This window comes from Streptomyces sp. NPDC003077 (assembly GCF_040611095.1).
Lineage (GTDB): Bacteria > Actinomycetota > Actinomycetes > Streptomycetales > Streptomycetaceae > Streptomyces.
Genome location: NZ_JBEXNM010000063.1, coordinates 18,640 through 38,098, shown reverse-complemented (window position 1 = coordinate 38,098; position 19,459 = coordinate 18,640). Strand labels below are relative to the sequence as shown.

The 19,459-nt window shown below is 72.5% G+C and carries 18 protein-coding genes; 10 read left to right on the top strand and 8 right to left on the bottom strand.

Annotated elements, in window-relative coordinates; all coding sequences use genetic code 11:
• Window positions 1-66: 66 nt before the first annotated feature.
• The 4 genes from ABZX96_RS30440 to ABZX96_RS30425 form a co-directional block, all read right to left on the bottom strand.
• Window positions 67-885 (bottom strand): Moenomycin biosynthesis protein MoeN5, encoded by an 819-nt coding sequence (locus ABZX96_RS30440; protein ID WP_355550590.1) that lies wholly within the window; start codon window positions 883-885, stop codon window positions 67-69.
• The gene (locus ABZX96_RS30435) at window positions 882-1,700 is read right to left on the bottom strand and encodes a geranylgeranylglyceryl/heptaprenylglyceryl phosphate synthase (RefSeq protein WP_355550589.1); all 819 of its coding nucleotides are present in this window, start codon (window positions 1,698-1,700) and stop codon (window positions 882-884) included. The genes ABZX96_RS30440 and ABZX96_RS30435 overlap by 4 nt, the downstream gene beginning before the upstream one ends.
• 1,231 nt (window positions 1,701-2,931) lie before the next feature.
• The gene (locus tag ABZX96_RS30430; protein WP_355550587.1) at window positions 2,932-3,612 is read right to left on the bottom strand and encodes a hypothetical protein; all 681 of its coding nucleotides are present in this window, start codon (window positions 3,610-3,612) and stop codon (window positions 2,932-2,934) included.
• Window positions 3,609-4,280, bottom strand: a complete 672-nt coding sequence (locus ABZX96_RS30425; RefSeq protein ID WP_355550585.1) for an ATP-binding cassette domain-containing protein — start codon at window positions 4,278-4,280, stop codon at window positions 3,609-3,611. The genes ABZX96_RS30430 and ABZX96_RS30425 overlap by 4 nt, the downstream gene beginning before the upstream one ends.
• Window positions 4,281-4,843: 563 nt before the next feature.
• On the opposite strand from ABZX96_RS30425, the gene ABZX96_RS30420 reads away from it, so the two are divergent.
• The 3 genes from ABZX96_RS30420 (at window position 4,844) to ABZX96_RS30410 (ending at window position 8,809) form a co-directional block, all read left to right on the top strand.
• Entirely contained in the window at window positions 4,844-6,100 is a 1,257-nt protein-coding gene (locus ABZX96_RS30420; protein ID WP_355550583.1) for a glycosyltransferase family 2 protein, read from the top strand.
• A 268-nt stretch (window positions 6,101-6,368) separates the two neighbouring features.
• The gene (locus ABZX96_RS30415; RefSeq protein ID WP_355550582.1) at window positions 6,369-7,187 is read left to right on the top strand and encodes a glycosyltransferase family 2 protein; all 819 of its coding nucleotides are present in this window, start codon (window positions 6,369-6,371) and stop codon (window positions 7,185-7,187) included.
• Window positions 7,188-7,192: 5 nt separating this feature from the next.
• The gene (locus ABZX96_RS30410) at window positions 7,193-8,809 is read left to right on the top strand and encodes a glycosyltransferase (protein ID WP_355550580.1); all 1,617 of its coding nucleotides are present in this window, start codon (window positions 7,193-7,195) and stop codon (window positions 8,807-8,809) included.
• Window positions 8,810-9,021: 212 nt separating this feature from the next.
• Here the strand turns inward: ABZX96_RS30410 and ABZX96_RS30405 are convergent, their stop codons facing one another.
• A complete protein-coding gene (locus ABZX96_RS30405) occupies window positions 9,022-9,450 on the bottom strand; it encodes a protein-tyrosine phosphatase family protein (RefSeq protein ID WP_355550578.1) in 429 nt (142 codons plus the stop codon).
• A gap of 695 nt (window positions 9,451-10,145) precedes the next feature.
• Here ABZX96_RS30405 and ABZX96_RS30400 point away from each other — a divergent pair.
• Entirely contained in the window at window positions 10,146-10,595 is a 450-nt protein-coding gene (locus tag ABZX96_RS30400) for a nitroreductase family deazaflavin-dependent oxidoreductase (protein WP_355550576.1), read from the top strand.
• 406 nt (window positions 10,596-11,001) lie between these two features.
• Here ABZX96_RS30400 and ABZX96_RS30395 read toward each other — a convergent pair whose 3' ends face one another.
• Window positions 11,002-11,589, bottom strand: a complete 588-nt coding sequence (locus ABZX96_RS30395; RefSeq protein ID WP_355550574.1) for a helix-turn-helix domain-containing protein — start codon at window positions 11,587-11,589, stop codon at window positions 11,002-11,004.
• 70 nt (window positions 11,590-11,659) lie between these two features.
• Here ABZX96_RS30395 and ABZX96_RS30390 point away from each other — a divergent pair, with 70 nt between their 5' ends.
• A complete protein-coding gene (locus ABZX96_RS30390) occupies window positions 11,660-12,553 on the top strand; it encodes an NADP-dependent oxidoreductase (protein WP_355550572.1) in 894 nt (297 codons plus the stop codon).
• A 164-nt stretch (window positions 12,554-12,717) separates the two neighbouring features.
• On the opposite strand, the gene ABZX96_RS30385 is transcribed toward ABZX96_RS30390, so the two are convergent.
• The gene (locus ABZX96_RS30385; RefSeq protein WP_355550570.1) at window positions 12,718-14,091 is read right to left on the bottom strand and encodes a hypothetical protein; all 1,374 of its coding nucleotides are present in this window, start codon (window positions 14,089-14,091) and stop codon (window positions 12,718-12,720) included.
• A gap of 191 nt (window positions 14,092-14,282) precedes the next feature.
• On the opposite strand from ABZX96_RS30385, the gene ABZX96_RS30380 reads away from it, so the two are divergent.
• The 5 genes from ABZX96_RS30380 to ABZX96_RS30360 all read left to right on the top strand — a co-directional run bounded on the left by ABZX96_RS30380 (window position 14,283) and on the right by ABZX96_RS30360 (window position 18,193).
• The gene (locus ABZX96_RS30380) at window positions 14,283-14,426 is read left to right on the top strand and encodes a lasso RiPP family leader peptide-containing protein (RefSeq protein WP_355550569.1); all 144 of its coding nucleotides are present in this window, start codon (window positions 14,283-14,285) and stop codon (window positions 14,424-14,426) included.
• A gap of 79 nt (window positions 14,427-14,505) precedes the next feature.
• Window positions 14,506-16,344: an albusnodin/ikarugamycin family macrolactam cyclase gene (locus ABZX96_RS30375; protein ID WP_355550567.1), complete on the top strand. Its 1,839-nt coding sequence runs from the start codon at window positions 14,506-14,508 to the stop codon at window positions 16,342-16,344.
• Window positions 16,331-16,633, top strand: a complete 303-nt coding sequence (locus ABZX96_RS30370) for a PqqD family protein (protein ID WP_355550565.1) — start codon at window positions 16,331-16,333, stop codon at window positions 16,631-16,633. Before ABZX96_RS30375 ends, ABZX96_RS30370 begins: the two co-directional genes overlap by 14 nt.
• Window positions 16,630-17,055: a lasso peptide biosynthesis B2 protein gene (locus tag ABZX96_RS30365; RefSeq protein ID WP_355550563.1), complete on the top strand. Its 426-nt coding sequence runs from the start codon at window positions 16,630-16,632 to the stop codon at window positions 17,053-17,055. The genes ABZX96_RS30370 and ABZX96_RS30365 overlap by 4 nt, the downstream gene beginning before the upstream one ends.
• Window positions 17,056-17,125: 70 nt before the next feature.
• Window positions 17,126-18,193 carry a protein-L-isoaspartate(D-aspartate) O-methyltransferase gene (locus ABZX96_RS30360; protein WP_355550561.1) on the top strand — a complete coding sequence of 356 codons (1,068 nt, stop codon included), beginning with the start codon at window positions 17,126-17,128 and terminating at the stop codon, window positions 18,191-18,193.
• Between the two features lie 300 nt (window positions 18,194-18,493).
• Here the strand turns inward: ABZX96_RS30360 and pip are convergent, their stop codons facing one another.
• Window positions 18,494-19,459 (bottom strand): prolyl aminopeptidase, encoded by a 966-nt coding sequence (pip, locus tag ABZX96_RS30355; protein WP_355550559.1) that lies wholly within the window; start codon window positions 19,457-19,459, stop codon window positions 18,494-18,496.

The following is a 19,459-nucleotide window of genomic DNA, read 5'->3' as shown; positions in this document are numbered from 1 at the left end:
CGTAAGGCGTAAGGCGTAAGGCGGTACGGCGGTACGGCGATACGGCGGTACGGCGGTACGGCGTCTTCAGTCCGTCACATGCCGCGGCAGCAGCCGCTCCCGCACGTCATCGGTATACAGGTCGATGACGTGCACCAGCCCCGCCCCCACCGGCTGCTCCCGCGCCGCGTCGAGTGCCTGGGTGCGCAACCGCTCCAGCAGTGCCGCCACCTCCCGCGTGGGCACGGCGCCGGTGCGTATCAGGTGGCCGAGGTTGCCGGCCCGCTCGCCGTTGCGGTCGTAGTCGGTCAGGTCGTCGGCGATCGTGATGATCGTGCCGAACGCCTCGGCGAACCGCCGGGCGGGGCCCACGGCCTCGGCGGCCCGGCCGCACAGGGCGGCGAGTGTGCCGTAGCAGCCGAGGAAGCGGGCGCCGTAGGTGCTGGCGTGGGCGTACCACTCGTCCAGGTCCCGCGCGCGTCGGCTCTTGGTGCGGATCTGGCCCGTGCAGACCATGGCGAAGTCGCGTTCGAGCAGGTCCGTCACGTCCCGGGCGTCCTCGGCCAGGGCGCACATCTCGCGCACCGCTGTCAGATGCAGGTGCAGGCACAGGCAGGCGAGTTCGACGCGGTTGAGCCCGGTGTCGTCGTCCATGAGGTCGTCGAGCAGTTTCATGGCGACGATGTCCAGGACGAGCGCCCGCGCGACCCGGGCCCGCAGCTCCGGGTCGGTGATCCACTCGGTGAGGAAGTGCGGCACGCGCAGGTACAGGCGCAACGCCGCGGTGTGGGCGACGAGTTCCGGGGAGCCGCCGTTGTCGGCGACGAAGCCGGTGACGTGGTCGCGGTTGGCGGACTCGGTGGCGAGCATCGACGTGGTGTAGTCCTCGGGCAGCACCGTGGTCACGGCGCCCCCCGGCCCGTCAGCTCGGCGAGGGTGTCCCGCCAGTCGGGGTGTTCGAGCGCCCCGGCGAAGCCGACGAAGTCGGCGCCCGCCTCCAGGTAGCGGGTCACGTGCGCGCGGCGGCGGACGTTGCCACTGACGAACAGGATCTGCCCGTCGTCCAGCCCCTTGCGGAAGTGGCGGACCACCTCGACGGGGACCTGGGCGTTGCGCGAGTACAGGTACACCATGTGGAACCCGAAACTGCGGGCGACCGCGAGGTACTGGTCCATCTGCCGCGTCGTGGAGGTGGCCACCGGCTCGGTCCCGAGCAGGTCCCCGGTGCGGCTGTCCTCGCCGAAGGTGAGGGCGACGGTCAGCAGCAGCTCCGGCCAGTCCTCGTGGTCCACCCTGGCGGGCAGGGTGAGCAGGGTCTCCAGGTAGCTCTTCCACACGTAGTAGTCGTCGCGCGAGCCGAGCAGCGCGGGCAGCACGATCGCGTCGGCGCCGCGGACCAGCGGGAAGCCGATGCCCTTGCGCGGTGGAAAGTGCAGCAGCACCGGCAGCGAGCTGGCCTCCTTGACCGCCGCCACGTACGGGTCCATACGGCTCTCGAAGGACTCGTAGTCGGTGCTCGCCAGGATGAGCGCGGGATAGCCGAGTTCGTCGAGCGCCTCGGCCTTCCGCACCGCCTCGTCCTGAGGCACCTTGAACGGGTCGATGATGTGCACCGGCCCGGGAGCGCTGTTCCGCAGCCGCGCGAGGACGTCGGCCCGGCTCAGCAGGGGTGGTGCGGCCGGGGCCTTCGTGCGCCGAGCCAGCAGCGGTGACGTGTTCACCCGGAGTTCCCCCTCGTCGTCTGGTCATGGCGGACCGCGCCGGCGCGCCTGGTCCGCGCGGCGTGGCAGGGCTGTGGCCGGGGTCACCGCTTCGGCACGGCTCAGGTGGGCAGCACGGCGGTCCGCGGGAGATGACGGGAGGTCTGTCTCCCCGTCCGGCCAGGCCACAGGTACGCCGCGAGAAACGGTGTCCCGCGGCGGTGTGCGCGTGGTTCTCGACGCCGGGCGTGTGCGTCGTTCTCGTCGTCCGGTGTGTGCGTCGTTCTCGTCGTCCGGTGTGTGCGTCGTTCTCGTCGTCCGGTGTGTGCGTGGTTCTCGACGCCGGGCGTGTGCGTCGTTCTCGTCGTCCGGTGTGTGCGTCGTTCTCGTCGTCCGGGCGCGTGCGTCGTTCTGGACGTCCGGTGTGTGCGTCGTTCTCGCAACCCGGCGCGTACGCCCCCATCCTCACCCGGCGCGTGCGCCCTCCTCGTCACCCGGCGCGTGCGCCGGGCGCGGTGCGCGTGAGGTGGTGGCGGCGTTCCCGAGGTGCTCCGGGCGGTGGCCCCGGCCGTCGGAGTGGTCTCGGGCGGGCTGCGGGCTTCAGCGGCTTACGGGGCCCGGCCGCGGCAGCGCGTCCCGGGGCGTCGGACAATTCCCCGGGGAAGGCGGCGGCAAAGGCCGCCGGAAACGGACGCGGGCCGCGAAGCCCGTACTCGTCCCGCCGGCCGCCCGCGTCAGCGCCGAGCGGCGGAATTCCGTGGCCCGCGCCGGAGACCGTTCGCCGGAATCGCCGGATCGGGCAGGCAGGGCGCGTTCGCCGGAATCGCCGGGCAGGTCGGACACGGAGCGTTCGCCGGAAACGCCGGATCGGGCGGTCACGGCCCGTCCAACGGATTCGCCGGACCGGTCTCGTTCGGCGCGATATCCGGACAGGGCAGACACGGCTCGTCCGACACAATCGCGGGACAAGGCACGTCCGACGCAATCGCCGGGCAGGGCTCGTTCGGCGGAATCGCCGAGGGGTAATCGCTGCGCACCGTTCACGTACTCTCCTTTCGGCGGAGAGGCGACGAGCCGGGCCACCGTGCCGGCGCGCGGAAGCGGTGGCGGCAGGGCGATTCCCCAACCTTACACGTGTTCCTATCCGTGAGGTAGGGGTGAATGGGAGCGGCACGAAGGCGGCGCGCGGCGGAATACGGCCGAGGGCCGGGAGTGTCCCGGCCCTCGGCGTTGGCGTGAACTCGCGGCGGATTCAGACGAATTGCATGTGGGCGCGGCGCCGCAAACGCAAGGAGACGATGGCGCCGCTCACCAGCGCCAGCAGCGCGCACACCACCACGGCGTGCGTCACTCCGGAGCCGAACGAGCCGCTGGCGTCCCCGTCGACGGCGTACGTGATGATCTCCCGGGTCGACCAGAAGGGCAGCGCCTTGGCGGAGTCCTTGGCCGGGTCGATCACCATCTGGGCTCCGATGATGGAGATCAGCAGCAGGCTGCCCTCCAGGTCCCGGGGCACGGCCAGGCCCAGCAGCAGCCCGAGCGGCACCGCGACGACCGACGTCAGGGCCATCTCCACCGCGACCGCCGCCGGGTGGGCCACGTCCTGGTCCACCAGCACGACCACGGTATACAGCGCGGAAATCAGCAGCCCGGCGGCCACGAGCGCGAGCGTGCGGCCCAGGTACAGGTGCCGGGGCCGGAAGCCGGACAGGGCGAGCCGGGGCTCGACCTCGCGACCACCGACGGCCGAGAAGAGGGCCGCGGTGCTCACCGCGAACCCGACGCCGAGGCTGGCGAACCGGATGGCCTGGCCCGCCTGGTCGTGCCGCCCGAGGTAGAAGACCAGGGGGACGAGCAGCAGCAGGCCCAGCACGCCGCGTCGGCGCAGCAGTTCGCGCAGGGTCATTTCGGCCATGCGGAGGGTACGGTTCATCGGCCGGCCCCCTGGCGGGCGGGGGTGAGGTCGAGGACGGTGTTGACCTGGTCGAGCTGGTTGAGCATGTGGGTGACGACGACGATGGCCTTGCCCTCGTCGCGCCAGCGCCAGACGTTCTGCCAGAAGTCCAGGTAGGAGCCGCGGTCGAAGCCCTGGTAGGGCTCGTCCAGGAGCAGCACGTCGGGGTTTCCGAGGGCGGACAGGACGACGTTCAGCTTCTGCCGGGTGCCGCCCGAGAGGTCCTTGGCGAGGGTGGCCCGGTCCACGGACCAGTCGAGTCCGGCGGCGAGTTCGCGGCCCCGGCGGTCGGCCTCGCCGCGGCTCATGCCGCGTCCGGTGCCGAAGAGCGTGAAGTGTTCGCGCGGCTTGAGGAAGCCCATGACCCCGGCGTTCTGCGGGCAGTAGCCCAGGCGTCCGGTGATGATCACGCGGCCCGCGTCCGGGGAGAGCAGTCCGGCGCAGATCTTCAGCATGCTGGACTTGCCGGCCCCGTTGCTGCCGACGATCGCGGCGACCTCTCCGGCGCGCACCGTCAGGTCGACGCCGTTGAGGACGCGACGGCGGCCGTAGCTCTTGACGATGCCGCGCGCCTGGAGCAGGACGTCGTGTCCCGCGGGCCCGGACGCCCTGGCTAACTGCTGTTCCGCACTCGCGGAATACCTCATGTATGTCACCTTTCCTGGTGTTGCCCGCCGCGAATGGTGCGGAATGCCAGCCGTTCTGGTTCCGGGCATTTCGGTCCGCGGAGTCGGGACGCCGCTTCCCGTGGCGTTAGCCTGCCACAGCCGGTTCCGCCGCCCCTATCCGGTCCTATCCGGTGACGCCGCTACGGAATGTGCACAAACGCACACGGGCCTTTTCGGGTCGTCCCCGGTCCCCCGCTCGGCCCGTCACGGCGGGCGCCACCGGGATTCGGCCACCGCGACGCGCCCAGCCCGACCCCGCCGACTGTGCGGGCATTCACCGAATCATCGCAAGCGGAACACCGGCATTTCGGCCAGTCGGGAAGAAGAACCCGGCAACCTTGTGATCACTTGACGGCGCGCGTTAACCTGCGCCCGTCGAAATCGGCCGCATTCTGTGCATCGCACGCATCGCACGTCATTCACGCCGGGCGTGAATTCCCCCGACGATCCCCGACGACCGTGAAAAGGCAGCTCGGGGACGGGAAGACCCGGTATCGGAAGACCTGGCAACCGTACGCGAACCGTCCGGCGAAGGGACACGGATGCGCGGGGGCACCGAGAACGACCGCACCTGGTGGCAGCGCGCCGTGGCCCGCGGCTTCGACCCGGCGCCCGCGCCGTGGGGGCCGGTGACGGTGGTGCGGGCCGGAGAGACCGTCCCACCCGAAGAACGCGAACGGGCCGCGAAAACACCCGAGGAGTACGAACAGGCCGCCGAAACCCTCGCCTCGCGGCTCCCCCACGGCGGACTCGGCGTCCTCCTGCCCAGCTACGTCGCCCGCTGCGACGCGCCGGCGCACACGACCGCGTTCCACCACCTGCGCGGCGCACTCGCCGAGGTGCGCGCCGCCCACCCCGACCTCCCGCTGACGGTGTGGCTCGGCATGCAGTACGGCCCCGGCGAGTACGAGGAGGCGCTGCTCCGGCTGCGTCGGCTCACCGAACTCGCCCCCGCCGACACCGTCGGCTTCGCGCTGCCGGGCCCCGGCAAGCCGCGCACCGTCAACGCGGCGCTGCACCTGTCCCGGCACCTCGGCCACACCGGCTGGCTGTGGACCGACGACGACATCCAACTGGCCCCCGGCTGCCTGCCCCGCCTGGTCACCCGCTTCCGGGAACGCGGCCACACCGGCGCCGTCGGCGCGCAACTGACCGCCCTGTCCCGCCCGTCGGCGGCCTCGCGGACGATGGACCGGATCTCCGGCGTCACCGTCCCCCCGGACGCGTACCCGTCGGCGGCCTGCATGCTCGTCGCGACGGACGTGGTGGCCGGCGGCATCCCGGCCCGCCGCCTCGCCGACGACGGACACGTCCTCTTCGAACTCCTCGACCCCGACGCGCCCGACCCCCTGCACGACCTGGAGGTACTGCCCGACGCCCGGGGCAGCTTCTACCGCGTCAGCCGCACCCACGACACGCTCCGCCGACTGCGGCGCTCCCTCTACAGCCACGTGACCTGCACATCCGACTACCCGTGGGCCACCTCGCGGACCTACCTCACCCGCATCCTCTTCCACGGCCTGTGGCCACTGGCCCCCTGGGACGGCAGCGGCGGCACGGCGCGCGGCCTGAAGCGCTGGACGATCAAGGCCGTTCACCTGACCTGGTTCTGCGCGGTGGCCGGGGAACTCGCCGTCCGCGGACTGGCGGGCCGTCCGCTGCGGCAGGTGGCGTGGGGGGACGAGGGCGACTTCCAGAGCCCGGCAGCCGAAGCAGGTCCGGGCGGGGGCGGGGTGAGGCCCGGACGTTCGGACGGGGGTGGGGGGACGCACGCGGACGTTCGGACGGGGGTGGGGTGACGCGCGGGGCACCGGCGGATGCGGTCACACCGGGACGTTGACGGGCGGTGGTCTGGGGGGGGTGACGGACAGGCGGTGGCCTGGGGGGTGACGGACGGACGGTGGGCCGGGGGGTGACGGAAGGTGGCCCGGAGACGGCGACGGAGGCGGCGCACCGGAACGCCGAAAGGAAACCCCGACAAAAACCCCCAACAGACCCAGCACCACCACAACGCCGACGACACACAACGGCCGCCCGCACGGCGGCCAGGGGAAGGGAGACGCACGGGTGCGGGCTGCAACGGGCACCGAGGCGGCGGTCACCGTCGTCCTGCCCCATTACGACTGCGCGGACTACCTCGGCACGGCGGTGGCGTCGATCCTCACCCAGGACCGCCCCGACCTGCGGCTCTTCGTGGTCGACGACCACTCGCCGGACGAGGCGTGGCGGGCCGCGCTGCGCCCGTACGCCGACGACCGGCGCCTGACCGTGCTGCGCACCTCCGAGAACGTCGGCCACCTGCGCATCAAGAACAAGGTGCTGGAGCGGGTGGACACCCCGTACCTCGCCTTCCAGGACGCCGACGACATCAGCCTGCCCGGCCGGCTGCGCCACCAGCTCGCCCTGCTGGAGCGGAGCCGGGCCGACCTGGTGGGCTGCGCGTACGAGTTCATCGACGCGTCCGGCCACGCGACCGGGCGGCGCCGGATGCCGCGCAACGGCAACCTATGGATGCGGCTGGGCCGTTCCACCGTCCTGCTGCACCCGTCGACGGTCGTGCGCAGCGACGTGCTGCGGCGGCTCGGCGGCTTCGACGGGACCGCCCGCCTCGGCGCCGACACCGACTTCCACCTCCGGGCGGCCCGGCTGTACCGGCTGCGCAGCGTGCGCCAGGTGCTGTACCGCTACCGGATCTGGCCGGGTTCGCTGACCCAGGCGCCCAAGACCGGGTTCGGCTCCGCCGAGCGCCAGGCCTACACGCGGACCATGGTCGACCGGGAGCGCCGCCGGCACGCGGCCCGCGACCGCGAGGAACTGCTGTCCCTGCTGGTCGCCCCGCCCAACGACATCGACTTCACCCTGGAGTCGGTCCCCGTGGGCGGGTGAGGCCCGTGTCCACCCCGCCCCCGCTGGAGGTCGTGGTCGCGGCGCCGGAAGGCGACTGGGAACCGGCCGTGCACAGCCTCCTGCGCCAGTCCCTGCCGCCCGCCGGGATCACCGTCGTCGGCCCGGCGGAGGGGACGGACGCTCGGGTGCGCTTCCCGCCCACCGGGATCACCGTGATCGGCCCGGCGGACGGGACGGACGCCCGCGTGCGCTTCGTTCCCCGCGTGCCCGAAGCCGTCGCCGCGGCCTGCGTCGAGGCGGCGCGCGACGCCCGGACGCCACACGTCGCCTTCCTGCACGGCCGGGACGAGGCGCTGCCCGACTGGCTCCGCCAACTCGCCCACGCCGCCGCGACCGGCGCGGGCCTGGTGGAATGCGGCCTGCTCCGCCTCCGCCCGGACGGCCTGGTCGACGGCATCACCATCCCGCCCGCCCCGCCCGGCCTCGTCACCAGCGGCTACGCCGTACGCCGCGACCTCCTGACGACCGGCGGGGGCAGCGCGGCCCACGTGACCCTCCCCGCACTGCTGATCCGCCACCACGCCGACGCCGCCCGGACCGCCGCCACCGGCCCCGTCCGGGTCAACACCACCGCAACCACCGGCACCCCCCGGGCCAACACCACCGCCGCCACCGGCACCCCCCGGATCGACGCCACTCCGGCCGCCCGGGCCGAGGTCCTACGCGGCACCCGCCTGACCGGCCCCACCCCAGGCACACCCCTCCCCATGGAACCTCCGGAACCTCCGGAACCCCGCCCCCACAGCACCCCCAACCTCATCTCCGTCGTCATCCCGGTCCGCAACGGCGCCCGCACCCTCCCGGACCAACTGCGCGCGCTGGCCGCCCAGACCTACACCGGGCCCTGGGAAGTCCTCGTCGTCGACAACGGTTCCACCGACGCCACCCGCGACGTGGCCGAAAATGCCCGCTCCTCGCTGCCCGAACTGCGCGTGATCGACGCCGCCGACCAGCCGGGCGAAAGCCGCGCCCGCAACCGAGGCGTGGCGAGCGCCCGCGGCGACTTCATCGCCTTCTGCGACGCCGACGACCAGGCCGACCCCGGCTGGCTCGCGGCCCTCGCCCGCGCGGCGCGACACGCCGACCTGCTCGGCGGCAGCCTGGACAGCAGCGTGCTCTCCCCCGCCCACATCGACGAGCAACCGCAGCCCATGACCCAACAGCCCGACTTCCTCCCCTTCGCCCGCGGCGCCAACTGTGCCGCCTGGAAGGACGTACTGACCACGATCGGCGGCTGGGACGAGCGCTACCGCGCGGGCGGCGAGGACATGGACCTCTCCTGGCGCGCCCACCTGTGCGGCTACCGGGTCCGGTACGTCCCCGACGCCCGCATGCACTACCGGCTGCGCGACGAACTGAGCGCCCTGGCCCGGCAGAAATGGAACTACGGCAAGTCGGGCGCCCGGCTGTACGCCGCCTACCAGAACGCCGGCTTCGAACGCCGCGCCGGCCGCGTCGTCCTCGCCAACTGGTCCTGGCTGCTCCTCCACACCCCCGACCTGCTCCACTCCCCCGCCCGCCGCCGCCGCTGGATCCGCTACACCGCCCGCCTCGCGGGCTTCCTCGCCGGCAGCATCCAACAGGGCGTCAGATACCTGTGAACCGAAATCGCTATGGGCACCTGCGAGCCGCTACAGGTACCTGCGAAGCCACTACAGGCACCTGCGAACCGCCTACAGGCACCTCCGAGCGAGAGAGAGGGCGCTACAGGTACGTGTGAACCGCTATCGACACCCGACACCTGCGAAATCGACACCCGGCACCTGCGAACCGCTACAGATACGTGCGAGCCACTACAGATACGCGTGTGTCGCTACCGGAAGCGGGCGACGAAGCGACGCTGCCACGGGGTCTCCACGGCGCGCGGCGCGTAGTGCTTCCGGACATAGGCGACGGCCTCGTCATTGGGCACGCCGTCCAGCACCGCGAGGCAGGCCAGCGCCGTGCCCGTCCTCCCGTAACCACCACCACAAGCGACCTCGACGCGCTCGCTCGCGGCACGCTCCCAGGCCTCGCGCAGCGCCTCACGCGCGGCGGCCCGGTCGGACGGCAGCCAGAAGTCCGGCCAGCGGATCCAGCGGGCTTCCCAGGCGACCGGTGGCGGCGCATGGCCCAGCAAGTACACCGCGAAGGCGGGCTCGGGCCCCTCCGGAAGCGGTTGCCGCAGTCCCCGGCCGCGCACGAGCCGTCCCGAGGGCAGCGGTAACACCCCCGCCATCGCGGGCTCCCACGCAGTGATCATGAAGCCGAGCCTAGTCCCGGGCATTCGGCTGCACGACGGATTCCGCGCAATTCCCGTTCACCTTTGCACCGAAAGGATCCTCACGGTGCACCCGCGTGACCATTTGTCACACGCCGACCGAAACACCCCGACCCGACACGGCCGAAAAAGCACACCCGCACCTTGACGGAAAACCACTCGCAACTTGGCCGGAAAACCACACCCGCCCCACCCTGAAAAGCACAGCGGCGCGGCCGGAAAACCGCTCGGCACCAGGTCGTTCACCACCACCGCCCCGCGGTGGGAACGACCCGACATCAAGGCACCGTTCGGCCCGGCCGCGCCTCAGCCGATCACCACGTCACACGTCGAACCGTTCCCAGGTCCTTCGTGGCGCTCACGGTGATCGCCTCAGCCCGCAGGCTGCGCCAACAATAGCAACAACGCAACATTTGTTGCCGTTATTGGAACGGATTCGGTCTGTCGGCCGACGCAAGGGAACAGGGGCATCCCCGTCAGGACACGCGGACGACGGCGGCGCGCTGTCCACGGGGTACTCCACCCCGGTGATATCCACCCCCGGAGCCCGGCTCGGCCGGAATGCCCCATGGCATCCGAAGGTCCCCTGAGTAGGTTGGGCGGCACGGTCCCGCCCTCCGACCGCGGCCGGGCCCTCGCAGGAACCGTTCCGGTCGAGTGCCGAAAGGATGATCGCCATGCCGCTGGTGGGCGCATACGAGCCGAGTCCGACGCAGTGGGTACGTGATCAAGTCGAGCTGTACGAGAGCAGCGGCGGCACGCAAGGGACGACGATACGCGGACTCCCCGTCGTCATCATGACCAACCGGGGCGCCAAGAGCGGCAAGCTCCGCAAGACCCCGGTGATGCGGGTGGAGCACGAGGGCACGTACGCCGTCGTCGCCTCGCTGGGCGGCGCCCCCCAGCACCCGGTCTGGTACCACAACCTCCTCGCCGACCCGCGCGTGGAACTCCAGGACGGCCCGGTGCGCCAGGACATGATCGCGCGCGAGGTGACCGGCGACGAGAAGGCCGTGTGGTGGGAGCGCGCGGTGGCGGCGTTCCCCAACTACGCCGACTACCAGAAGAAGACCGAACGCAAGATCCCCATCCTGCTCCTGACCCCGGCCGAGACACCACACAACTGACGCCGACCGACACGCCACACAGCTGACGCCGGACGGCCCACCCACCCGGCAGGGCCGCGTCACCCCCGCACCCCCGCACACCACACAGCTGACGCGGCCTGCCGACGGGAACGGCCCCGCCAACGGCCCCCAACAAGCGCCGACGCCACGAGCGCCGCCGTGGTCGACGCCATGACGCCGGCCACGGAAGGGCCTCGGCTCCGGCAAGACACCGGCCCCGGCAAAGCAGCCGACTCCCGGCAAGGCAGCCGACTCCCGTCAAGGCAGCCGACTCCCGTCAAGCACCCGTCACTCCGCCGCCCGGCCCACGACCGGCCCCTGACCCGCCCGTAAAAACGGCCCCTCCCGCCCACCGAGAAGGCCCGTCAAGCAGAGCACCTCACGAAGAACCGGACGGACGGCCCCGTCAAGAAGAGGCAGAAGGACGGGCGGCGGCCCAAGCCGCCTCGATCATCCGGAAGATCTCATCGAGCGCCGCCTCCGGATCGGCCGCTTCCCGGGCCAGCGAATAGGCGTCGATCACGAACCGCGCGATCGTCCGGCAGACCGTCGCGTCCGGCCCCAGACCCAGCTCGGCGGCGATCGCCGCCGCCAGCGACTCCGCGTGCCGCAGCCGCATCGATTCCTCGTACTGCCGCAGGGCGGGCGATGTCTCCACCATGCGCCAGATCGGGGCGGCGCCGTCCGCCGTGCAGTGCCGCACCAGTGCCTCGATCTCGCGGCGCAGCGCGGGGATGAGCGGTTCGTGCGGCGCGCGCTCGGTGACCGCCTGCGCGAGGCGGTGTTCGAAGCCCGGGTCCTGCTCGAACACCAGGGCTTCTTTGGAGGCGAAGTGAGCGAAAAGGGTGGTGACGGCCACGTCGGCCTCGGCGGCCACATCGCGGATGCCCACCGCGTCGTACCCGCGCTCCAGGAAGAGCCGCAGAGCGGCGTCGGCGATCTTCTGGCGGGTCGCGGCCTTCTTGCGTTCGCGGCGTCCGGGCGGCACGGTCATGCCCGCACACTACCAAATACGAATCAGTAACGACTACAAAACGCTAACCGTTAGTGTTACGGTCCGAGGCATGAAGAAAGTGAGCTACTCCGAGTTCGGCGGCCCCGACGTCCTGCACCTCATCGACGCCGAAAAGCCCCAACCGGGCCCCGGCCAGATCCGCATCGCCGTACGAGCAGCCGGCGTCAACCCCGCCGACTGGCGGGTCCGCGAAGGCCAGGTCCTCAAGGCCCACCCGCTCCAACTGCCCGCCGGTGTCGGCCAGGACGCCGCCGGGGTGGTGGACGAGATCGGCGAGGGCGTCGAAGACGTCCGGATCGGCGACCACGTCTTCGGCAGGGGCTCCAGCACCTACGCCGAGTTCGCCGTGCTGCGGGCCTGGGCCCGCATGCCCGAGGGGCTGACGTTCGAAGAGGCCGCCGGATACCCGTCCGTGGTGGAAACCGCGCTGCGCGTCATCCGCATGGTCGGCGTGCGGCCCGGACAGACCCTGCTGGTCAGCGGCGCCTCCGGCGGCGTCGGCTCCGCCGTACTGCAGATCGCCCGCGACCGCGGCATCACCGTGATCGGCACCGCCGGCGCCGCCAACCAGGACTACCTACGCCACCTGGGCGCCCTCCCCACCACCTACGACGACGGCTGGGCCGACCGCGTCCGACAGCTCGGCCCCATCGACGCCGCTCTCGACCTGGCCGGCGCCGGCGTCATCCCCGAACTTGTCGAACTCACCGGAGACCCGCGAAAAGTCGTCACCATCGCCGACCTCGGCGCCCCCACCCTCGGCGTCCGCTTCGCCGACACGACCGGCGACGTCCCCGCCGCCCTCGCCGAAGCCGTCGACCTCATAACCCGAGGCAAACTCCACATCCCGATCGAGAAGACCTACACCCTCGCCGAAGCCGCCTCCGCCCACATCGACAGCCAAGCCGGCCACACCCGCGGACGCCGGGTCATCGTCGTCTGAAAACCGGCCACACGGCCCGGCAAGCGGACTCCTCGGCGGTAGCGGTGGATCACACGAAGGCACCCCGCCCTGCATCGGGCGCCTCTGGCCGTACCCGGGTGCTGCGTCGCCCACTTGGTGCGAGCATCGCGTGAGGCGGGCGGACCCTGGTGCGGGAGCGACACTCAGACAGTGAGGAGAGAACGGGCGCGCTCGTCGATTTCGGTGACGCAGCGCGGGCCGCGGGTGCGGTAGCGGGCGAGGTCGCGGCGCAGGCCGGCGAGGACCTTGCTGATGCGGGCGGAGGCGATGCCGTCCATGTGGTCCAGGGCCCGGTGCCAGGTGACGCACGCCTGTTCGATGGAGCCCTGGGCTGCTTCGCTCTTGGCCTGATCGGCGAGGTTGAGGGCGATGATGCGGCCATAGGTGTCGGCGGGGCGGCCGGCGGCGGCACGAGCGTAATACTGAGCGGCGTTCCGCGGATCGCCGAGGGCGGAGAGCGCCTTCGCTGTGCGGTTGTGCACGGTGGGGCCGATCGGCCCCCAGGCCATGGCCCAGAACGGGGGCGGATCGCCGGTGTCAGCCTCCAGGCAGGCGTGTGCCTGGTCGATGACGGCGGCGGCCTGGCGGCGGCCACCGCTCTTGGTCAGCGCGTAGGCGTGGGTGATGCGGAACAGAGCCTCGACGGGCGGAGCGACGCGGCCCTTGACGCGGGCCAGACTGGTCTCGGCCAGGGCCAGGCAGTGCTGCACCGGATGAATCCGCATCCCCTGGTGCGCCATGGTGCGCATGACGAACGCCTCGTGTCCGAGAATCCGTGACTCATCAGCCAGCGCGAAGCACTGGAGGAAGTACCGCTGAGCAAGACCCTGTTCCCCGGCGTCGTACGCCTTCCACCCCGCCAGATGGACGCCGGACGCGGCGGCGGACAGCACCTCCGCGCGGGCGTCCTCAGTGCGGAAGCGTCCCCGGCACAGCGGGGCGACTTCCGAGGTGAGGTACTGAGCCAGGGCGTAGCGGCCGTGCGCGCCACCGTGCCGCTCGTCCAGCTCGGTGAAGGCCGAGACCATGTCGCGGACGGCGGCGGCCTCAGCCAGTCCGGCAACGGCGCCACTGCGGACGGCGGCGGCACGACCGGCGTGGTCGCGCAGGCTCTCCAGGGGCAGGGCGGCGGCGGCCACGGAGTAGGCGGAGGTGGAGAGGAAACTACGGCGGTTCACGTCAGCCCTTCCGATCAGCGTCAAGGTCTCGACGGGGTCTGGGCCAAGGGACAGCCCCAGCCTGTCATCTGGCGGCCCGCCGGTGGGGGATCCCAGGCCCAGCGCGTCGACTGTCACCAGCCGCCCGAGCAGCCGAGAGAGGGCTTCGGCGAGGTAGCGGGGGGTGGCGCCGGTCGGCTGGGCGCCGCAGAGCCAATGTTCGACAGTGGACCGGTTGGTGCGCAGCGTCTGGCCCGCCTCGGCGGCGACCCGGCGGACCGTTCGAGCGACGGTGTCGTACGGCAGGCTCCGCTCGTCCAAGAGGGCTTTGAGGTGGGTGTTAGGGGAGCGTGTGGGCATGGCCGCCTCGCCTCGGTATACGCGATATACATCCCCGCCTTCCGCTTACGGTACCGGCCAACTCCCTATGCCACTTGAATCGTTGGCGGGACTCGTTCCGCTTCGGTCCGGCCTTCGGGCCGACAGACGGGGCCCTGTCCGTCCGCCGCACGCCCGTCAGGGGCGGCGGGGACGCGAGTGAAGGAGGAGAGATGGAGCAGACCACCACGCAGGCGGCCATCTACGAGGCGCCGGAGGTTCTGGACGCCGGCGACGTCACGGCGGTGACGCTGGGCTCGAACAACTTCGACACGGCCGACGACACGGAATACGAGAAGACCCCGGACATGACCTGAGCTGGGTGGTCGGGCCGGAGCGCCGTCGGCGCCCCGGCCCGACCCGTCTGCCGGTGGCGCGTAGCGAAGGGAGCGATGGATGTTCAGGTGGTGTACGGGGTGGGCGGGCCGGTCCACGCCGCAGCGGCGGCCCTTGGCCGGGCGACCGGTGCCGGGCTGGCGCGCGGCGTGGTCGGTGGGCTGGCCCACCGACCGGGTACGGACGGCTCGCGCGCCCGATGCCGCGCTGGCCGTGATCGGCCAGTGCGGTGCGACCGACGCCCAACTGGCCGCCGCGCTGGGAGCGGTGCGCGCGGGCCGGTGGCACGCGTTGACCGAATGGCCCGGCTCCTATCTGATGCTGGCCGCGCACGGCCCGCTCACCGTAGTCCTCGGGGACCTGACCGGGCAGCACCCGCTGTTCTGGCGGGCCTGCGGCGAAGGGGTGTGGTGGGCGAGCGCCGCCGTACCACTGGCCGCCGCAGACCCCACCGATGTCGACGAGGTCGCGCTCGCCGCGCACCTGGCCGCCGGGCAGCCCGACCTCCTGGCCGACCGGGCGCTGGTGTGCGGTGTCCACCGTGTGCCCACGGGACATCTGCTGCGCCTGGAAGGCGGTGGCGCGACCGTTGCGCGGTATGAGCCGGTGGAGTACCCGCCGGTCCCGATGGCGGAGGGCTGTAGCGCCGTGGCCGCCGTGCTCCGGGAGGCCGTCGCTTCCCGCCTCGGTGAGCGTGCGGTGAGCTGTGATCTGGCGGGGCTGGACTCCACCACCCTGGCCTGCCTGGCCGCCCAGAACGATGCCGGCCCGGTGACCGCGACGACCTTCACCCATCCGCGCCTGCGCGATGACGACCTGGCCTTTGCCCGCCGCACCGTGGCGGCCGTGCCGGGCCTGCGCCATCGGGTGGTCACCGGCACCGCGGACACCGTGTACTACAGCGGACTGGAGGACCTGGAGTGCCTGCCGCCCACCGACGCCCCCACCCCCTACACGGTCACGGCGGCCATCAAGCGGGCGGTGCTGACCGCCGCCGTCGACCGCGGGCCGGGCGGCGTGCACTTCACCGGGGCCGGGGGCGACACGGTGCTGTCCGCCGTCGACTACCTGCCCGACCTGCTGCGCGCGCGGGCCTGGCGGACCGCCTTCCCCCATGCCCAGGCCCGCGCCCGGCTCGGCCGCACCTCGCCCTGGAGCGTCCTGCGCCGGGCCTGGCCCGCCGCCCGCACCACCCTCCCGGATGCGGTGCGGGCCTCCGCCGCCGAACTGCGCTGCCCGGCCCATGCGTGGGACCCGGCTGCCCGGCGGCCCCCCGCTTGGGTACCGCTGCTGGCCACAGCCGCCTGGATGACGGCCCGGGCCCGGCTGCGGCTCGCCGACGCCCTCGATGAGGCGGCCGGCGGCCTCGACGCGGCGCCGCGCACGCTGATCGGGTGGACCGACCGGCAGGACCTGCGCCGTCTGGGCGCGAACCTGGCCGGGTGGCGGGCCCTGGCGCAGGCGTTCGGGGTCGAGGTGGCCGCCCCCTACCTGGACAACGAGGTCGTCCGCGCCTGCCTGGCCATCCCCGGAGAGGAACGCGGCGCCCCGGGCCGGTACAAGCCGCTGCTGGCCGCCGCCTTCCCCCACGGTCCCCTCCCCGACTTCGTCCTCGCCCGCACCACGAAAGGCTGCTTCAACGGCATCTCCTACGAAGGGCTGCGCGTGCACGCGCCGACCCTCCGCGCCCTGCTGGGGCCGTCCTCCCGCCTGGCCGCCCTCGGCCTCCTCGACCCCACGCCGGTCTCCGCAGCCCTTCAGCGGGCCGCCGCCGGGCAGCGCGTCCCGCAAGGCGCCCTGCACCTGGCGGTCGCAACCGAGGTGTGGCTGCGCCAGCTCGACGCCCAACTCCGGCCCACCGCCTGGTGGCAGGAGGTGAACCGCCGTGCGGCTGCATGAGCACGCCCGCCCCGTTCTCACCGACGAGGGCGGCGCCATCCTGAATGAGCGCACGGGCCGGTGGACGCACCTGACGCCGACCGCCTCAGCCGCCGTGCTGCTGCTGTGCGCGAGCGGCACCACCGAGCAGGCCGCCGAACAGTACGCCGCGCGCTACGACCTGTCGCGCGAGCGCGCCGCCGCCGACATCGCCACCGTCCTCACCGCCCTGGTCACCGCCGGGCTCGCCGCCACCGGCACCGCGGCCCCCCGGCGACGGTGGCACCGACCCACGCGGGAGGCGACGTGACGCTCGTCCAAGCACGCCCCACCGTGGCGGCCGGGACGGTCACCGAGCGGTGCGCGGCCCGGCTCGGCCTGCTCCTGGCCGTGCTCCTGCTGCGGCTGCTGCCCTTCCGGCACACCCTCCGCGTCGTCCGCCTCGCCCGGCGCCTGGGCCGCCGCCCCCTGCCCCCCGACCGCGCCGAGGACCTGGTCACGGCGGTGCGGCACACCGGCCGCCACTGGCCGCTGCGTCTCGCCTGCCTGGAAACCAGCCTGGCCAGCGTCCTGGCCGCCGCACTGCTGCGCCGGCACCTGGCCTGGTGCCTGGGCGCGCGGTTCGTCCCACCCCCGGTGGAGTACCACGCCTGGGCCGCGCTGCCCGGCCACGGCCCGGTCGGCGAGTACACGGTGGCCGGTTGGCACCACCACACTGCCCTGACGATCTGAGCCCCGCCAGGCGTGTCCTTCGCCGTCCGCCCCCGGTTGAAGCCCACGAGCCCTCCCCGAAGGAGTCGACATGAGCACCGCATCCGCCGTTGACATCCCGGTAGCCCCCGAAGTCGCCGAGGCCGCCGAGACCGTGCCCGAGAAGCACTACACCCACCACGCCGGGCGCGGGCCCACCGTTCACCGCACCAACCCCGTCTTCGTCCAGCGCGACATCTCCAGCCTGGCGGTCGCCGAGGGGATGAACGTGCTGGAGATCGGCACTGGGTCCGGCTACTCCGGTGCCCTCCTGGCCCGCCTCGTCGGCCCGGCCGGGCAGGTCACGAGCCTGGACGTCGACGGCTATCTGACCCGCTGGGCCAACCTCATCCACCACGAGCGCGGCCTGACCACCATCCGCTGCCACACCGCCGACGGCACCGCCGGGTACCCCCGCTCCGGGCCGTACGACCGCATCGGGGCATGGTGCGCCCCGCCCCTGCTGCCCCGAGCGTGGGTGGACCAGAGCGCCGCGGACGGGCGGATCGTCAGCACCCTGCCCATCGCGCCCGTGCCCGACCTGTCCGTCCTCGCTCATATCCGGGTGATCGACGGCGTCCCGACGGTGGAGGGCTTCACCGGCGGCAACTACATCGACGCCACGCCCGCGCCCAAAGCCGACCTGAAGGTGCCGGGCCGCTGGATCGATTGGGAGATCCGTACCCCCGAGCACGCCTGGGTCTCTCTCGCCTGGCGCGAGCGGGACGACTGGCACCACTCCGGCGCCCGAGCCACCCTGGAACGCCTACGCCACCCCGGCCACACCGAGCAGGCCCGGGACGCGTCGCCCTCGTGGGGCGCGGTGCGGTGCTGGGCCGCCGCCACCGCCGACCCCGGCCTGACCCTGGCCCAACTGGCTCCCGACCGTATGGCCGTCGGCCACTCCACACCCACCTCGGCCGCCGCCCTCACCCAAGACGGCACGATCCTCGCCGATGCCTCCGACTCCCCCTCCCTCACGGCCCTGCGCGCCTGGATGACCGGGTGGGAGAAGGCGGGCCGCCCGGCCACGGGCACCTTCCTGCCCCGCCTCGTCGCCGCCGATCACGGCCAGGGCCTCACCGGCTGGGACCTGCGCCTGAGCCCACCCGAGGCGTGAGCCCAGGCATCGGTCGCACCACGTCGCACACGTCGCACCACGCCGCACACCACCACGTCGCACACGTCGCATCACGTCTCGCCTGGACGAGGTGCGCAGGCGCTGTCGGCCGCTGTGGTGGCGCCGCGCCACCTACGAGGCACCGCGCCCCCTCACCCGCCCGGTAGGAATCGATCAGCCGCGATCCCCGTTTGCCGCACCGCCCATGTGCCCGGCCGGAACCGCCCGCAGGCTGCGAAAGCGTCGCAGGTGACAGTAAGCGGGTGACGGGCGACGGCCGGCGATCCCCCGATCAGCCCGTCACCCCCCGTTCTTCCCGAAGCGGGCGACCGCCTCCAGGACCGCGTCCCGCATGGCGGGGCTGCCCGTGTGGCCCGAGTCGTCGATGACCTTCAGTTCGGCGTCGGGCCACGCCTTGGCCAGTTGCCAGGGGGCCTGGAGCGGGGCGCCCAGGTCGAGTCGGCCGTGGATCAGCACCGCCGGGATGCCGGCCAGGCGGTGGGCGTCGCGCAGGATCTGGTTGTCCTCCAGCCAGGCGTCGTGCGCGAAGTAGTGGGCGCAGATACGGACGAAGGCCATCAACGACTCGTCGGACCGGTCGCTGTAGTTGCCCGGCTTGCCCAATGTCTCGTGGGCGATGACGGCGTCCTCCCACGTGGCCCAGTCGCGTGCCGCCTTCTCTCGGACGGCCCGGTCCGGGCTGTTCAGCAACCGGTTGTAGGCGGCCACGAGATTGCCGCCCCGGTCGGCCTCCGGCAGCGCGTCCCGGAAGGCCTCCCACGGGCCGGGCAGCAGGCGCCCGACGCCGTGGTAGAGCCAGTCGGTGTCCTCGGACCTGGTCAGGGTGACGCCGACGATGACGATCTCCGAGACCCGCTCCGGGTAGCGCTCCGCGTAGGCGAGGATCAGCGTCGATCCCCAGGAGCCGCCGTACAGGAGCCAGCGCTCGATGCCGAGGTGTTCGCGCAGCCGCTCCATGTCGGCTATCAGGTGCTCGGTGGTGTTGTGTTCCAGGCTGACGGCCGGGTCGGAGGCGTGCGGCAGGCTCTCGCCACAGCCGCGCTGGTCGAACAGGACGATCCGGTAGACCTCGGGATCGAACGTCGAGCGGCTGCCCCGCCTTCCGCCGCCCCCGGGGCCGCCGTGCACGCACAGGGCCGGCTTCCCCTCCGGGTTGCCGCTGGTCTCCCAATAGATCCGGTTGCCGTCACCGACGTCGAGGAGGCCCTGCGCGTACGGCTCGACGGGCGGGAAGGGCTGAGCCAT

Coding starts and splice junctions, on each gene's coding strand:
- ABZX96_RS30430 (WP_355550587.1), bottom strand. CDS start 3,612: ATGAACCGTACCCTCCGCATGGCCGAAATGACCCTGCGCGAACTGCTG.
- ABZX96_RS30425 (WP_355550585.1), bottom strand. CDS start 4,280: ATGAGGTATTCCGCGAGTGCGGAACAGCAGTTAGCCAGGGCGTCCGGG.
- ABZX96_RS30420 (WP_355550583.1), top strand. CDS start 4,844: ATGCGCGGGGGCACCGAGAACGACCGCACCTGGTGGCAGCGCGCCGTG.
- ABZX96_RS30405 (WP_355550578.1), bottom strand. CDS start 9,450: ATGATCACTGCGTGGGAGCCCGCGATGGCGGGGGTGTTACCGCTGCCC.
- ABZX96_RS30400 (WP_355550576.1), top strand. CDS start 10,146: ATGCCGCTGGTGGGCGCATACGAGCCGAGTCCGACGCAGTGGGTACGT.
- ABZX96_RS30395 (WP_355550574.1), bottom strand. CDS start 11,589: ATGACCGTGCCGCCCGGACGCCGCGAACGCAAGAAGGCCGCGACCCGC.
- ABZX96_RS30390 (WP_355550572.1), top strand. CDS start 11,660: ATGAAGAAAGTGAGCTACTCCGAGTTCGGCGGCCCCGACGTCCTGCAC.
- ABZX96_RS30385 (WP_355550570.1), bottom strand. CDS start 14,091: ATGCCCACACGCTCCCCTAACACCCACCTCAAAGCCCTCTTGGACGAG.
- ABZX96_RS30380 (WP_355550569.1), top strand. CDS start 14,283: ATGGAGCAGACCACCACGCAGGCGGCCATCTACGAGGCGCCGGAGGTT.
- ABZX96_RS30375 (WP_355550567.1), top strand. CDS start 14,506: ATGTTCAGGTGGTGTACGGGGTGGGCGGGCCGGTCCACGCCGCAGCGG.
- ABZX96_RS30360 (WP_355550561.1), top strand. CDS start 17,126: ATGAGCACCGCATCCGCCGTTGACATCCCGGTAGCCCCCGAAGTCGCC.
- pip (WP_355550559.1), bottom strand. CDS start 19,459: ATGGCTCAGCCCTTCCCGCCCGTCGAGCCGTACGCGCAGGGCCTCCTC.